Raw genomic sequence first — 13,922 nt, forward strand, 5'->3', positions numbered from 1 at the left:
GGAAAGACATGGCTTATATCACTGCTACTTATCAATTGACTGCCCGTGATCGACTCGAGCAGCGCGCTGAACAACTCGCGCTTGGTCTGACAGTCGGTTCTTGGACGGAACTGAATCATCTCGAACAACAACAACTTGCCTCGTTCAAAGGGGAAGTCGTACATACCGAAGAGCGCGATGGCAAAGGATATATCACGATTCGTTACCCGGAACATAACGTATCGCGCGACTTTTCTGCGATTCTGACGACCGTCTTCGGGAAACTCTCACTCGACGGTGAAATCAAATTAACGGAATTGCTACTACCCGATACATTTACGTCGGACTTTCCAGGTGCAAAGTTCGGGATCGAAGGGGTCCGTTCCTTGATCGGTGTCGAAGATCGCCCACTATTAATGAGCATCTTCAAAGGAGTCATCGGACGCGATTTATCGTTCCTTCGTGATCAACTCGAAGGACAACTCGCTGGTGGGATCGATCTCGTCAAAGACGATGAGATCCTATACGACAATCCATTGACACCAACGATTGACCGGGCACGGATCGGACGTGAGGTCATCGATGCTCACTTCCAACGGACCGGTAAACGTGCGTTATATGCGATCACACTCAGCGGTCCTGTCTTTACGCTCAAGGATCAAGCCAAGCGATTGATTGATGCTGGAGCGACTGCTTTCTTGCTGAATACCTTCACATACGGACTCGACGTCTTACGCGAACTGGCAAGTGATCCGGAAATCAACGTTCCGATTTTCAATCATCCGGCATATAGCGGTGCGTTGATCGCTAGCCCGAATCACGGAGTCGCAGCTCCTGTCTTACTCGGCACATTACCGCGCGCTGCTGGAGCAGACTTGACGCTATTCCCGTCTCCTTACGGCAATGTCGCTTTGCCAAAGGATGTCGCCCGTGGTATCGCGGTCGAAGCGACCCGTCTCGGTCAGACGAAATCAATCTTCCCGGTTGCTTCAGCCGGTATTCATCCTGGACTCGTCGCTCAACTCGTACGAGACTTCGGGATCGATTCCGTCATCAACGCCGGCGGCGGCGTACATGGTCATCCGCAAGGTGCTGCGGCTGGTGTCATTGCTTTCCGTCAGGCACTCGATGCGGCACTCGCAAATGAATCCCTATCGACGGCAGCATCGCGTCATGAAGAATTACGAATTGCCCTCGACGCTTGGGGGATCAAGTCATGACCGTACGGATTCTTTGTGACTTCGACGGGACGGTGACGACACAGGATAACATCATCGCACTCATGCAGGCATTTGCGCCAGCGAGTGACTTCGAACCGTTAAAACGCGGTGTACTCGACCGGACGTTATCGATTCAGAGTGGTGTCGGGCAAATGTTCGCACTTCTGCCGTCTGACGGAAAAACAGCCTATCTTGACTTTTTGTTGGAGCGTGCAGTCATTCGCGACGGATTTTCGGAGTTACTGCAGTACAGTCGTCGTCAAGGCATCGATTTTTCGATCGTCAGCGGTGGAATGGACTTTTTCGTCGAACCAATCTTAGCGCCATTCCTCGACCAAGAACAGATTTACTGTAACGTCGCTGATTTTAGTGGTCCATTCGTCCATATCGATTGGCCAAACGCCTGCGATACCCATTGCACGAACGGGTGCGGCTGTTGTAAAACGTCCGTTGCCCGGACACTACGTAAAGACGGTGACGTCATCATCGTCATCGGCGACTCGGTGACGGACTTCGAACTCGCAAAACAAGCGGATCGTGTCTATGCCCGTGATTATCTGATCACGTTGTGTGAAGAGAACGATATCGCCTATACACCGTTTGAGACGTTCCACGATATCGTTCATGATTTAACACGAGCGGAGGTGACAACATGACATTCATGCGACGGTATGAAGAGCTACGCGCCATCAAACAAGAGCTTGCGGCGCGCGATTGGTTCCCTGGTACGAGTGGCAATCTCGCCATCCGGACATCCGGTGTCCCGGTTGAATTCCTTGTGACGGCAAGCGGAAAAGATAAACGACAGACGACTCCTGACGACTTCGTTCATGTCGATGCGACCGGTCAATTGATCGGTGAGCAATCCGGGCGTCCTTCTGCTGAGACATTGCTCCATGTCGAAGTGTTCAACCGAACGAACGCCGGATGTTCCCTGCATGTCCATACGATTGCGAACAATGTGATTTCGGAGTTATATGGCGATCAAGGAAGTATCACCTTCTCCGGTCAAGAAATCATCAAGGCACTCGGTCACTGGGAAGAAGATGCGACGGTCACGGTGCCGATCATTCCGAATCACGCGGACATCCCGACACTCGCTGCTGCTTTTGCACCGCATGTCACAGCGGACAGCGGTGCCGTCCTGATTCGCAATCACGGAATCACGGTCTGGGCACCGACCGCCTTTGAAGCAAAGAAACACCTCGAAGCCTTCGAGTTTTTATTCAACTATACGTTGACGTTGCAATCATGCCGTCAATCTATCTATTAAAAGGAGGAATCATCTCATGGCAACAGTCTTATTCCAAGAAACAAACACACGGTATACGGATCAAACGGAAGTCGCTGACTTCCTCGCATCGCGCGGCGTTCTTTACGAACAATGGGACGTCTCAAAACTACCAGCACCTCTCGTCGAGAACTTCACACTGACGGATGCCGACAAACAAACGATTCTCGATACGTTCGCTCCAGAAATCAAAGACGTATCAGAACGTCGTGGATATCAGACAGCTGATATCATTTCACTTTCGGATACGACACCGAACCTTGACGAGTTGCTCGTCAACTTCCAGAAAGAACATCATCACACGGATGATGAAGTCCGTTTCATCGTCAGCGGTCACGGCGTCTTCGCGATCAAAGACGAAGAAGTCGGCTACTATAACATCGAACTCAATCCTGGTGATTTGATTTCTGTTCCTGTCAATACACGCCACTACTTTACGCTCCAAGAGGATCGGAAAGTCGTCGCTGTTCGAATTTTCGTCACGACGGATGGTTGGGTTCCAATTTACGAGAACGAGACATCCACGGTCTCTTAAGAACGACAAAAGCGTTGATTTCTTCTATATAAGGAGAATCGGCGCTTTTTCTTATCTCACAAACATATCACTACATCGACACGTAACAGATATAATGAGGGAAAAGCGATTGGGGAGTGAGCAACATGCATATTCGTCCTGTAACGGAACATGACTTACCCGCTGTTCTATCCATTTATAATGAAGGCATCGAAGACCGAATCGCAACGCTTGAGACGGATCGAAAAGATTTATCGTTCATGACCCAGTGGTATGCAGAGCGTACGCATCGCTACGCTGGATATGTCGCAGAAGATGAGACAGGTGTCCTCGGCTTCATTTCTCTTGATCCGTATAACCCGCGTCCTGTCTATGCGACAGTTGGTGAGATTTCCGTCTACATTACTCGAACACATCGCGGACAAGGGATCGGGACACAGTTGTTAGAAACTGCCGAACAACATGCGCGCGATCATCAGATGCATAAGCTGATCCTCTTTACCTTCCCGTTCAATAAAATCGGACAAAAGCTCTACATCCGTTCCGGATTCCGGATTGTTGGGACATTTAAGGAACAAGGTCGCTTGAACGGCGAATACGTCGACGTCATGGCGATGGAGAAACGCTTACGATAGGATTCATTGAATGCCAGACGGGGAATAGTCAATCCGAGTCATTGAGAGAGGATGAACCTAATGGATATTCAACAAATTCGTAATACAACGCTTGTCGTCACGTATGCCAATCAAGTTTTACTGATCGATCCGTTTCTCGGCGAAAAAGGCAGTTTACCTCCTTTCGGTCAAACGCCGAATGCCGTCGCCAATCCACTCGTCGACTTACCGGTCGATGTTAAGACACTGCTCGATCCTGACGCTGTCTTCGTCACGCATCTGCATGCCGATCATTTCGATGATGCTGCAAAACAATTTCTACCCAAGCATTTGCCATTCTATGCGCAGCAAGAAGAAGACGCACGGCAAATCCGAGAAGCCGGCTTCACGAACGTCTCTTCCTTCGATTCCGGTGTGACGATCGGTGATATCCAGGTCCATCGAACAGGTGGACAGCATGGTGTCGGTGAAATCGGTGAACGAATGGGACATGTCTCCGGACTCGTCCTCACGCATCCGGACGAACCGACGCTTTATATCGCAGGTGATACGATTTGGTGTGACGAGGTCGCGCATGCGATTGAACAACATACACCAGATATCATCGTCGTCAACAGTGGGGCTGCCCAGTTCCTGACGGGAGAACCGATCACGATGTCGCAGCGTGATCTCCTTGCCGTACACGAAGCAGCAGCGGAAGCAACGATCATCGTCTCGCACCTCGAGTCCGTCAATCACTGTCTCCTGCGGCGCGACATGATTGCTGACTTTTTAGCTGCTTTCCACCTCTCTGCCCATTTCCTCATTCCGGAAGATGGCGAAACGATGTCATTTTAAGAACAAATCAAAAGTCTCTTTTCGAAATTCATCGAAAAGAGACTTTTTTCATGGAATGACCAATCCTAATAATCGAGCGAAGGCGACTGCTTGTTCTTCCGTAATGACTGCGCCCGGTAAAAATCGCGGATCGATTGTGATACCAGAGAGTTCCGTCTGCCGGAGATCAAGACCTTTTAATGGTGTTTCAATCCATTGGCTATCAGTAAGCCGGACCGCTTCGAGTTTCCAATGGGTCGGTTTCACTTCGAAGAACTGTGCTTCTTTCATCGTCGTTTCACTCCAATGCTGATGACGGACAGTACTACGAATGAACTGGGCATAGTCTGCGAGTCCTTCTTCGATCGTCAGATGATCAAGCGTACAATCTTCAAACTGAACACCCGTCATCCGGCATCCGACGAAAGACACGCGGTGAAAACGGGTTTCTTGGAAGTGACATCCTGTTAAGTCACATTGCTCGAAACGAATATCTTCGAACGAACCGCGGTCAAAGGTGAGGTTCGCGAACGAGACATTTTGAAAACATACTTGATAGGCATCGATACGCTCCGTCAGTTCGACAGGCATCGACTCCTTTTCATAACGTGCTCCTTTCAGATATGGATCGTCGATTTCGACTTGATCGAACGTCTCTGCTTGAAGCGTTTTCGGTAATTCTGGTAAACGGATAACGATCTCTTTCATAAAAATTCCCCCTTTTTCTCTCCTTTAGTGTATCAAACTCCTTTTGCATAAGGGTCAATCGTTCGAAATCCCTCTTTTTTCAACAGTTTTTTATTTTGAGACACTTTGAGACCATGCTATAGTCAAAGAAAATCAAAATAAGAACATATGTTCTTTCATGTAAAGGAGTGATTCAAATGTTTCCTTCCGTCGTTTTACCACAGAATAAACGTATTTTTTGTGTTGACAGTGTTTCCTTCTACGCCAGCTGTGAATGCCAGTATCGCAATCTCCCTCCCTTAACGACACGTCTTGCGGTCGTCTCCGATTTAAAACGAAGCGGATCCGTCATTCTCGCCGCTACTCCCGCCTTAAAAGCGCTTGGAATCAAGACAGCCGGTCGACTGTACGAAATCGAGCAATTACCCTACGCCATTCGTCGTACGATTCAACTCGTCGAACCGCGCATGCTCGCTTATATGAAAACGTCGATTCGTGTCCTGGATGTCCTGCACCAATTCGCCCCACCTGAAGCGATCCGTGTCTATTCGATTGACGAAAGTTTCATTGACATGACTGGAACCGATCGCCTGTTTGGTTCCGATCTGCAAGCTGCCAAAAAGATTCAAGAAGCGATTCTGAAGCAGACCGGCATTCATGTCCGCATCGGGATTGGTCCAAATAACGTCATCGCGAAACTGACGCTTGACTTAATCGGGAAAAAAGAAGGCATCGCACAATGTGGATACGCTGATGTCGCACGACGTCTCCATGATTTTCCGATTCGGAAGATGTGGGGAGTCGGACACCGCATGGAACAACATCTGCAGATGATGGGGATTGAAACGATCGGTGACCTTGCCATGCGCCCCGTCGAAGAGTTACATGAACGCTTCGGTGTCATCGGCGCCGAATTGTGGCACCACGCTTGGGGTCTTGACGCGTCACCGACACTGCTTCCCCCTCGCCATTTGTTCGAGAAAGCCCCTCAACGGACGATCGGACACGGTGTGACCTTGATGCAGGACTATTATCAATTCGAACGTATCCGGAATGTGCTCAACGAACTCGTGCAGGATGTTGCCGCACGTTGCCGCTTTTCGAATCAAGTCGGTTGGACTGTTCATATCGGTGTCCGTTATTCTCGAAACGTCGTCCGAAGTGGCTTCTCGCGTCAAGTCCGGTTGCCTTATCCGACATCCGATGAGCGAATCATTCTGCGTCATGTCTTACAATTATTCGAACCGAATTGGCTGGACGGAGAACCTGTTCGTTTTTTATCTGTCGCAGTGGGTCATCTGACTGCCGATCAAGGTACCTTACAATTATCCTTGTTCGAGGATAATACACGACTTTGGAAACGGCGGCGCTTATTAAAAGCAATGGACATCGTTAACCTCCGCTACGGGAAAGGAACGATTCGTCTCGCTGTCTCGTTTCTCGATACGAGCGTCGCCAAACGGCGGCTTCGTTTCGTTGGCGGTCATCCAGGAGGTGATCTTCATGACAGCGTATCGTGATCGAGGGAATTTAAAGTGGATCCCTTTTCTCATGCCGGAGCACTTGCAATTGCTCCGGGAGTATTATGTCCAAATGCATCAGCTCGACTTGCCTGAAATCGATGAACAACTGCAAGAATCGTGGCACTTTTTACTTCAAGAGGCTTTAATAGAAGGAAACGAACTCGAAATCACGTATTATAAGGAAAGTAGCTACGTGACGGTCGTCGGTTTTGTTGAACGGCTAGAGCCTGAACGTTCCGTTCTCTTTCTGCGTGGTCGTGTTGTAGTAGAAATCTCCTTCACACGAATCGTTCGGATCGAAAACGGGTAAGCTTTCATACAGATCGCCGCTTTAAATCGTGCCCGGAAAGAAGGAATAGTCATGTTGGATTGGTTCACTTCCCTCCCCGTCGTCGTGCAAGCATTACTTGCCGGTATGATGACTTGGGGATTAACCGCACTTGGTGCGGCACTCGTTTTCGTCTTTACAACGATTGAAAAACGCGTCATGAACATGATGCTTGGTTTTGCAGCCGGCGTCATGATTGCCGCTTCATTCTGGTCTTTGCTCGCCCCAGCGATCGAATTCACGGAGCAGGACGGTGGCATCGCGTGGATTCCTGCCGCCATCGGTTTTCTCGCTGGTGGATTTTTCGTCCGTCTCCTTGACTTCGTCACACCGCATTTGCACTTATCCGCACCACTTGAAACAGCTGAAGGTCCTTCAACAGGACTTAAGAAAACGACGTTGCTGTTTCTTGCGATCACGTTGCATAACATTCCGGAAGGTCTTGCGATCGGTGTCGCTTTTGGTGCCGCTGCCTTGAATATGGACGGAGCGACCGTCGCCGGGGCTTTGACACTCGCACTCGGGATTGGCATTCAAAACATGCCCGAAGGTGCTGCGTTATCGATTCCGTTACGCGGTGAAGGGATGTCGCGCCGGCGCGCCTTTCATTACGGTCAATTGTCAGCAATCGTCGAACCGATTGCTGCGATGGTCGGTGCGGCGGCTGTCTTCTTCGTTCAACCGCTTCTGCCGTATGCATTATCGTTCGCTGCCGGAGCGATGATTTTCGTCGTCGTCGAAGAATTGATTCCGGAATCACAAGCAGAGAACGGATCCGATTTAGCGACACTTGGTCTAATGGTCGGTTTCACGGTCATGATGATTCTCGATGTCGCTTTAGGTTGAGCTCAACAGCAACGAGCAGTGGATTGAAGCCTCCACTGCTCGTTTATCCATTCCCATTCGAATCATTATTCGATTTGAAGTTGTCCTGACCTTGTGTGATAAGCGGAGGATTTTATTCAAGATGCCGTCCTACACACAAACTTCGTCTTGAAGTTTGCGTTGCTGTCCTAAGTATTTCGTCTCTCTTGCTTTCTATGATCGAAGTGCGTATTCACGGATCAGATTGGTCACGTTCCCTCAGACCTGCGCCCGATATTCCGATTGGTTCTATCTCACAAGAATAAAACATGATATGTTTTTACATAGCACATCATTATAGAAGGAGATTACCATGCACATCATTGAACTCTTGAAAGCTCTTTTACTCGGTTTCGTCGAAGGGATGACGGAATTCGCACCTGTCTCCTCGACTGGTCATATGATCATCGTGGATGACATGTGGTTACAAACAACAGAATTTCTTGGTAAGTATTCGGCGAACACCTTTAAGGTCGTCATCCAGCTCGGATCGATTCTAGCTGTCATCGTCGTCTTTTGGAAACGCCTCTTCAGCTTGATCGGTTTATATAAGATCGAAGGAGAGCACGACGCATCAGGAACACACAAGTTAAAGCTACGTCACGTCTTGATTGGTCTTCTACCAGCAGCTGTTCTCGGATTGTTATTCGAGGACTTCATCGATGAGAATCTCTTCTCGATTGAAACTGTCATCATCGGTCTTGCGGTCGGTGCCCTCTTGATGATTGCAGCCGATAAACTCGGACCAAAGGAACCTAAAACGACATCGCTTGATCAGATTACATATCGCCAAGCAGCATTCGTCGGTCTGTTCCAATGTATTTCCCTTTGGCCTGGCTTCTCCCGTTCTGGTTCAACGATTTCAGGAGGGGTCTTCCTCGGCATGAATCACCGGACGGCAGCTGACTTCACGTTCATCATGGCCGTACCGATCATGTTCGGTGCTAGTTTCCTCTCACTCGTTAAGAACTGGGATAACATTCATGCGAGTGATTTCGGTTTCTATGCCGTCGGATTTATCGCATCGTTCGTGTTTGCCCTCTTATCGATTCGTTTCTTCTTGAAGCTGATCAACAAGATCAAACTCGTTCCGTTCGCGATCTATCGTCTTGTCTTAGCAGCTGTTCTTGCTATCATCGTCTACATGTAAATTCTAACCGTTAGCTATTTTAGCTGACGGTTTTTTATTTTTTTTGAAACTAATTCATTCGGTTAAGGGTATATAGGGATGAGACATACTTAAAGGAGTGAACGCCATATGGCACGCAGAAGTCGGAGTCGATCAAAACTCCCATTAATCATCGGAGTCGTTGTCGTCGTCGTGATTGCGTTTTTAGCAATCGGCCAATACAACAGCCTCGTCAATGTAGAAGAAGATGTATCGAATAAATGGTCGCAAGTCGATAACCAGATCAAGCGTCGTGCGGATTTAATTCCGAACCTCGTCGAAACGGTCAAAGGTGTCGCGGGTCAAGAAGAAAAAGTGTACGGCAAAGTCGCTGAAGCTCAAGCTGGTCTTGCGCGCGCCGCGTCAACCGAACAACGGATTGAAGCCGATCAACAAGTCACGTCTTCGCTTCGTGGATTGATTGCTTTGCAAACCACTTATCCGGAACTAAAATCAAGCGAACGATTCCAATCGTTGATGGATACGCTGGAAGGAACAGAAAATCGTCTCGGGATCGCCCGCAAGGATTACAACGATGCCGTGACGCTTTATAACAAAAAACGTCGGAGCTTCCCAACAGCACTCTATGCCTCTGCATTCGGATTCGAGAAAAAGCCGTATTACGAAATTTCAGACAGCGACCGAGAAAATCCGACTGTCGACTTTAACAGTGATTCGAAATGATTCGGCGGTGGACGCGACTTCTGTTGAGCGCGTTCCTCGTCTTCTTCCTCTTCGTTCCGACGGCTAGTGCCGTTTCAGAACGAACGGGAGCAGCCTTTTTCATTCAAGATGATGCTCAGTTGCTCACACCGTCGGAAGAAGCCGAACTCGCGCAACTCGGTCAGGAACTCGAACAGTACACGACGGCGCAAGTCGTGCTGAAGACGGTTTCCGATCTAAAAGGACAGGACTTAAGTTCTTACGCCAATGAAACATTCCGGCGACAAGGAATCGGTCAAAAAGGAAAAGACAATGGTGTACTCGTCGTCGTCGCTCCGAACGAAAAGAATCGCCAATTTCGGATCGAGGTCGGTTATAAACTCGAAGGGGTTCTGACCGATATCACGGCCGGTCGTATCCTCGATCAATACGCGGTCCCTTATAAAGAGAATGGTCAGTATGGAAAAGCAGCAAGCGAAACATACAAAGCTGTCGTCAGTGTCATTTCAAAAGATCAGTCGCTTGAGTCGCAAGACCCTCCGAAATCTCAAAATGATGGTGGGCTTCCGCTGTGGACGAAGATTCTGATTGGTGCTGGATTACTGATCTTATTGTTCCTCGATATGAAGTTCACCGGTGGTATGTTCTTCTTCGCGATTTTGAACATCTTCTCCGCAATCATGCGTGGCGGCGGTGGAAATGGTGGCAGTCGTGGTGGTGGCGGAAGTTCCGGCGGTGGTGGTGCCGAACGGTAGAAAAGGAGTCGTTTTTTCATGAGGATCATCTTAGGGTATTACCTCCTCCTGACACTCATCGGATTTGTCTCGATGTGGCAGGATAAACGTCGAGCACGACAACATGCTTACCGGACACCGGAAGCGACACTATTAACGATTGCTTTCCTCGGTGGTGCGCTCGGTTCTTGGATTGGTATGTATACAGTCCGGCATAAGACACGGAAAGCGAAATTCCAATGGCTGGTGCCGCTTGCAGCTGTGTTGCATCTCGCTTTCTGGATATTTTACACTTCACAATGAAATAATGTGACCGATAGAGAAGGGAACGTACGGAAATGTGTCCGTCGTTCCCTTCTCTTTTTGGGATGAGGTCAATGATTATAAAAGATAGGTTTAAATTCTTTTTCTCTCAGGGTAAAGAGTTTAACCAATTTAATTAATACATCTTTTGATGTATCGAGAGGTGGACATCTTTTTATGTGGCATCCTTGCGCCGAATGCACGACATCAATCCGTTTTATTGAAGCGGGAGCACTCCATATCCAGTCACCAACACCAGAAATCTATTCCTATCAATCATTCGAACAACTCGAACAGTTACTGACGTCGCTCTTGCGTGTAGCGGATTATCCGGTATCCTGTCGCGCCACACAATCGCGTTATGTGACAGCACCTATCCTAGCTTCAGCACTCTTAGAACAGCTAAAGCATCGGTCAGCGATTGATTTTATCCAGCACGGCGTCATGACAAGCCATCTGCAACCGATTTATGATATTCAACAAAATATCCTCGTCGCGAACGAAGCCTTACTGCGCGCAGCAGATGACAACACGCCGATCTCACCGGGTGTCCTGTTCTCCACTGCCTCGAAGATGGGGCTTCATTCCCGTCTTGATCAGCGGGCGCGTGAAGAAGCCATCCGTGCGACGCATCATATCGGTGGCACAACAAAAACGTTCATCAACTTTCTCCCTTCGACGATCTATAATCCGGAGTACTGCCTGCGCCATACGTTTGAGATCGTCGAACGTTATCAAGTCGATCCGAGTCGGCTCGTCTTCGAAGTCGTCGAAACGGAAAAAATTGAAGACGTCAACCATTTGAAACACGTCTTCGAACAGTATAAAAAGCAAGGCATTCAAGTAGCACTGGACGATGTCGGCGCTGGTTTCTCGACACTCGATATGTTGTCCTTGCTTCAACCAGATTATATTAAAATTGATCGTTCCTTCATCGATCACTGCGATACGAACTCAGAAAACGAAGCCTTTTTACGAAAAGCCCGTCATCTGACACGAGAAATGGGGATTCAAATCTTAGCGGAAGGCATCGAACGGCAAGAAGAACTCGATCTTTGCCGCGAACTCGGCTTCGATCTTGGTCAAGGATACCTACTCGGTCGCCCTGCTCCTTATGCTCGCTTTGCGAAAGCACAATAAAAATACGCACATGGACCGTTTGATGATTATTCGGCACATGTGCGTCTTTTTATGTTAAGTCGTCGAAACGAAAACCGTCTCGTTCCGTGTAATAGCATCCACTAGTTGTTCCATTGACACGATCGGACGCAACAGACGACACAATTCCTCTTTCGATGTCCGTAAAGCAAGTGTTTCGACGACATCAAGCGATAATGCGAAGTCTGCGAGTGCCGTCGGCTGTTCTTGTGCAAGAAGATAGTCACGCAACTCTGCATAATCATCATCATGTCCGAGTAACTTCTCTTGAACGAGTAGTCCGTAACCGACCTTACTCCCGTGCAAGAACGCATGCGTTTCTGGATGAGGCGATAACGCGTTATGCACTGCGTGTCCAATTGCACCACGCGTCGCCGCATCACCAAAACCACCAATGCTTCCGGCTAACGGAATGACGGTTTCGACGAGATGTTGCATTTCAACGGGATACTCACGAAAACGCGTTTCCGTTATATTCGTCGACAAGATAAGATCCTTACAAAGTTCAGCCGTCCGAAGTGCCATCTCGATGACGGGATCTTCAGCCGATGATCCGCTTAAGGCACGTGCTTCATACCACTTCGCTAACGTATCGACGAGCCCCGCTACAAAATAATCATACGGACTCGCTGCGATGATCCGATGATCGAGTAAAAGGGCTTCAATCACGACGGGGAACGTATCAAATCGGATATACTGTCCCTCTTCGTTATACATGACACTGAGCGGAGTCCACGGAGCACAGTTCGAGACGATCGTCGGAATGATGATGATCGGGCGTCTCAATTGAAACGCGACCTGTTTTGCCGTATCGATGACACTCCCGCCTCCGAGCGCGAGAATCACATCGTACGGAGCACATACTTGTTTGAAAGCTTCCACCTGTTGATCCGTACAATGCCCTTCAAATAAAAGACGTGGTAATGCCGGTAAAGCAAAAGCAGCTGCTTCATAGGCTTGACGTCCATGAATCAGGACTGCTGAACGATTACCTATCACTTCTTTAAGTTGATCGAGCGCGTTTTCCTCATGTATGTATTGCAAAACAGCTTGTCGAATCACAGAATCGCCTCCTAATATTTGTTATCGCTCAGTATACGCAAAAGAACTCGCTTCGGCAATCATTCGATTTTCATAGAAGGAGAGCGTACACTAGAAAAGACAACAGTTCACTACAAAGGAGTCGATGAATCGATGCAACAGATCACGTTAAACAATGGCATCAGTATGCCCCAACTCGGATATGGTGTCTTTAAAGTACCGGAAGAAGAAGTATATGAAGCGGTCAGCGAAGCACTCCGCGCTGGGTATCGTTCAATCGATACAGCGATGATTTACGAAAATGAAGAAGGTGTCGGTCGTGCGCTGCGTGATTCGGGCATTCCCCGAGAAGAGATCTTTCTGACGACGAAAGTCTGGAATTCCGATCACGGCTACGAAGAGACACTTGCCGCTTTCGAGACGAGTCTGCAAAAGCTTGGTGTCGATTACGTCGATTTGTACCTGATTCATTGGCCGATGCCAAAAGAGGATCGTTATGTCGAGACATGGCGGGCACTCGAACATCTCTATGCAGAAGGAAAGACGCGTGCCATCGGTGTTTCGAACTTCCATATTCCGCACTTGGAACGAATTTTAGCCGAAGGATCAATCGTTCCTGCCGTCAATCAGATTGAACTCCATCCGTTCCTTAGCCAAGAAGCGATCCGAGACTTTTGCCGCAAGCACGGTATCGTCGTTGAAGCTTGGAGTCCGTTGATGAAAGGACGCGACGCGTTAACGCATCCGGTCATCGTCGATATCGCCGATCGTCATCAGAAAACGCCGGCTCAAGTCGTCCTCCGTTGGCACTTGCAACACGATATCGTCGCGATTCCGAAATCTGTCACGCCAAGCCGCATTCGCGAAAATCTTGATGTCTTCGACTTCAGCTTGTCAGACGCTGATATGCAAGCCATAGATCAATTGAACGCCAACGTGCGTACAGGATCAAATCCGGATCATAAATAAGACGAGACGATTCTCGTTTAATCTCCATACAAAAAGAAGGTACCTTTCGG

17 protein-coding genes are annotated in these 13,922 nt (G+C 48.6%); 15 read left to right on the forward strand and 2 right to left on the reverse strand.

Annotated features, from left to right (window positions below):
• Positions 1–8: 8 nt before the first annotated feature.
• The 6 genes from HZS85_RS11160 (at position 9) to HZS85_RS11185 (ending at position 4,455) form a co-directional block, all read left to right on the forward strand.
• A complete protein-coding gene (locus tag HZS85_RS11160) occupies positions 9–1,199 on the forward strand; it encodes a 2,3-diketo-5-methylthiopentyl-1-phosphate enolase (RefSeq protein ID WP_214856041.1) in 1,191 nt (396 codons plus the stop codon).
• Entirely contained in the window at positions 1,196–1,855 is a 660-nt protein-coding gene (locus HZS85_RS11165) for a 2-hydroxy-3-keto-5-methylthiopentenyl-1-phosphate phosphatase (RefSeq protein ID WP_214856043.1), read from the forward strand. The genes HZS85_RS11160 and HZS85_RS11165 overlap by 4 nt, the downstream gene beginning before the upstream one ends.
• The gene (locus HZS85_RS11170) at positions 1,852–2,472 is read left to right on the forward strand and encodes a methylthioribulose 1-phosphate dehydratase (protein ID WP_214856045.1); all 621 of its coding nucleotides are present in this window, start codon (positions 1,852–1,854) and stop codon (positions 2,470–2,472) included. The genes HZS85_RS11165 and HZS85_RS11170 overlap by 4 nt, the downstream gene beginning before the upstream one ends.
• 16 nt (positions 2,473–2,488) lie before the next feature.
• Positions 2,489–3,025: a 1,2-dihydroxy-3-keto-5-methylthiopentene dioxygenase gene (locus HZS85_RS11175; RefSeq protein ID WP_035410968.1), complete on the forward strand. Its 537-nt coding sequence runs from the start codon at positions 2,489–2,491 to the stop codon at positions 3,023–3,025.
• Between the two features lie 125 nt (positions 3,026–3,150).
• Positions 3,151–3,639: an arsinothricin resistance N-acetyltransferase ArsN1 family A gene (locus HZS85_RS11180; RefSeq protein ID WP_056063724.1), complete on the forward strand. Its 489-nt coding sequence runs from the start codon at positions 3,151–3,153 to the stop codon at positions 3,637–3,639.
• A 60-nt stretch (positions 3,640–3,699) separates the two neighbouring features.
• Positions 3,700–4,455 carry an MBL fold metallo-hydrolase gene (locus HZS85_RS11185; RefSeq protein WP_214856046.1) on the forward strand — a complete coding sequence of 252 codons (756 nt, stop codon included), beginning with the start codon at positions 3,700–3,702 and terminating at the stop codon, positions 4,453–4,455.
• 48 nt (positions 4,456–4,503) lie between these two features.
• Here the strand turns inward: HZS85_RS11185 and HZS85_RS11190 are convergent, their stop codons facing one another.
• Positions 4,504–5,142, reverse strand: a complete 639-nt coding sequence (locus HZS85_RS11190; protein ID WP_035410976.1) for a pentapeptide repeat-containing protein — start codon at positions 5,140–5,142, stop codon at positions 4,504–4,506.
• A gap of 176 nt (positions 5,143–5,318) precedes the next feature.
• Here HZS85_RS11190 and HZS85_RS11195 point away from each other — a divergent pair, with 176 nt between their 5' ends.
• The 8 genes from HZS85_RS11195 to HZS85_RS11230 all read left to right on the forward strand — a co-directional run bounded on the left by HZS85_RS11195 (position 5,319) and on the right by HZS85_RS11230 (position 11,844).
• Positions 5,319–6,641, forward strand: a complete 1,323-nt coding sequence (locus HZS85_RS11195; protein ID WP_214856047.1) for a Y-family DNA polymerase — start codon at positions 5,319–5,321, stop codon at positions 6,639–6,641.
• The gene (locus HZS85_RS11200) at positions 6,625–6,954 is read left to right on the forward strand and encodes a YolD-like family protein (RefSeq protein WP_214856048.1); all 330 of its coding nucleotides are present in this window, start codon (positions 6,625–6,627) and stop codon (positions 6,952–6,954) included. The genes HZS85_RS11195 and HZS85_RS11200 overlap by 17 nt, the downstream gene beginning before the upstream one ends.
• Positions 6,955–7,005: 51 nt before the next feature.
• Positions 7,006–7,818, forward strand: coding sequence for a ZIP family metal transporter (locus HZS85_RS11205; RefSeq protein ID WP_023467025.1), 813 nt, complete (start codon positions 7,006–7,008; stop codon positions 7,816–7,818).
• A gap of 331 nt (positions 7,819–8,149) precedes the next feature.
• On the forward strand, positions 8,150–8,986 hold the full coding sequence (locus HZS85_RS11210) for an undecaprenyl-diphosphate phosphatase (protein ID WP_214856049.1): 837 nt from the start codon (positions 8,150–8,152) through the stop codon (positions 8,984–8,986).
• A 108-nt stretch (positions 8,987–9,094) separates the two neighbouring features.
• A complete protein-coding gene (locus tag HZS85_RS11215) occupies positions 9,095–9,688 on the forward strand; it encodes a LemA family protein (RefSeq protein WP_029340715.1) in 594 nt (197 codons plus the stop codon).
• Complete coding sequence (locus HZS85_RS11220) at positions 9,685–10,422, forward strand: TPM domain-containing protein (protein ID WP_214856050.1); 738 nt, start codon at positions 9,685–9,687, stop codon at positions 10,420–10,422. Before HZS85_RS11215 ends, HZS85_RS11220 begins: the two co-directional genes overlap by 4 nt.
• A gap of 18 nt (positions 10,423–10,440) precedes the next feature.
• Entirely contained in the window at positions 10,441–10,704 is a 264-nt protein-coding gene (locus HZS85_RS11225) for a DUF1294 domain-containing protein (protein WP_251137966.1), read from the forward strand.
• Positions 10,705–10,881: 177 nt separating this feature from the next.
• Positions 10,882–11,844 (forward strand): EAL domain-containing protein, encoded by a 963-nt coding sequence (locus HZS85_RS11230; protein WP_214856051.1) that lies wholly within the window; start codon positions 10,882–10,884, stop codon positions 11,842–11,844.
• 54 nt (positions 11,845–11,898) lie between these two features.
• On the opposite strand, the gene HZS85_RS11235 is transcribed toward HZS85_RS11230, so the two are convergent.
• Positions 11,899–12,924 (reverse strand): iron-containing alcohol dehydrogenase, encoded by a 1,026-nt coding sequence (locus HZS85_RS11235; protein ID WP_214856052.1) that lies wholly within the window; start codon positions 12,922–12,924, stop codon positions 11,899–11,901.
• A 132-nt stretch (positions 12,925–13,056) separates the two neighbouring features.
• On the opposite strand from HZS85_RS11235, the gene HZS85_RS11240 reads away from it, so the two are divergent.
• A complete protein-coding gene (locus tag HZS85_RS11240; protein WP_214856053.1) occupies positions 13,057–13,872 on the forward strand; it encodes an aldo/keto reductase in 816 nt (271 codons plus the stop codon).
• Positions 13,873–13,922: the final 50 nt, after the last annotated feature.

Source organism: Exiguobacterium sp. s130, from assembly GCF_018619055.1.
GTDB lineage: Bacteria > Bacillota > Bacilli > Exiguobacteriales > Exiguobacteriaceae > Exiguobacterium_A.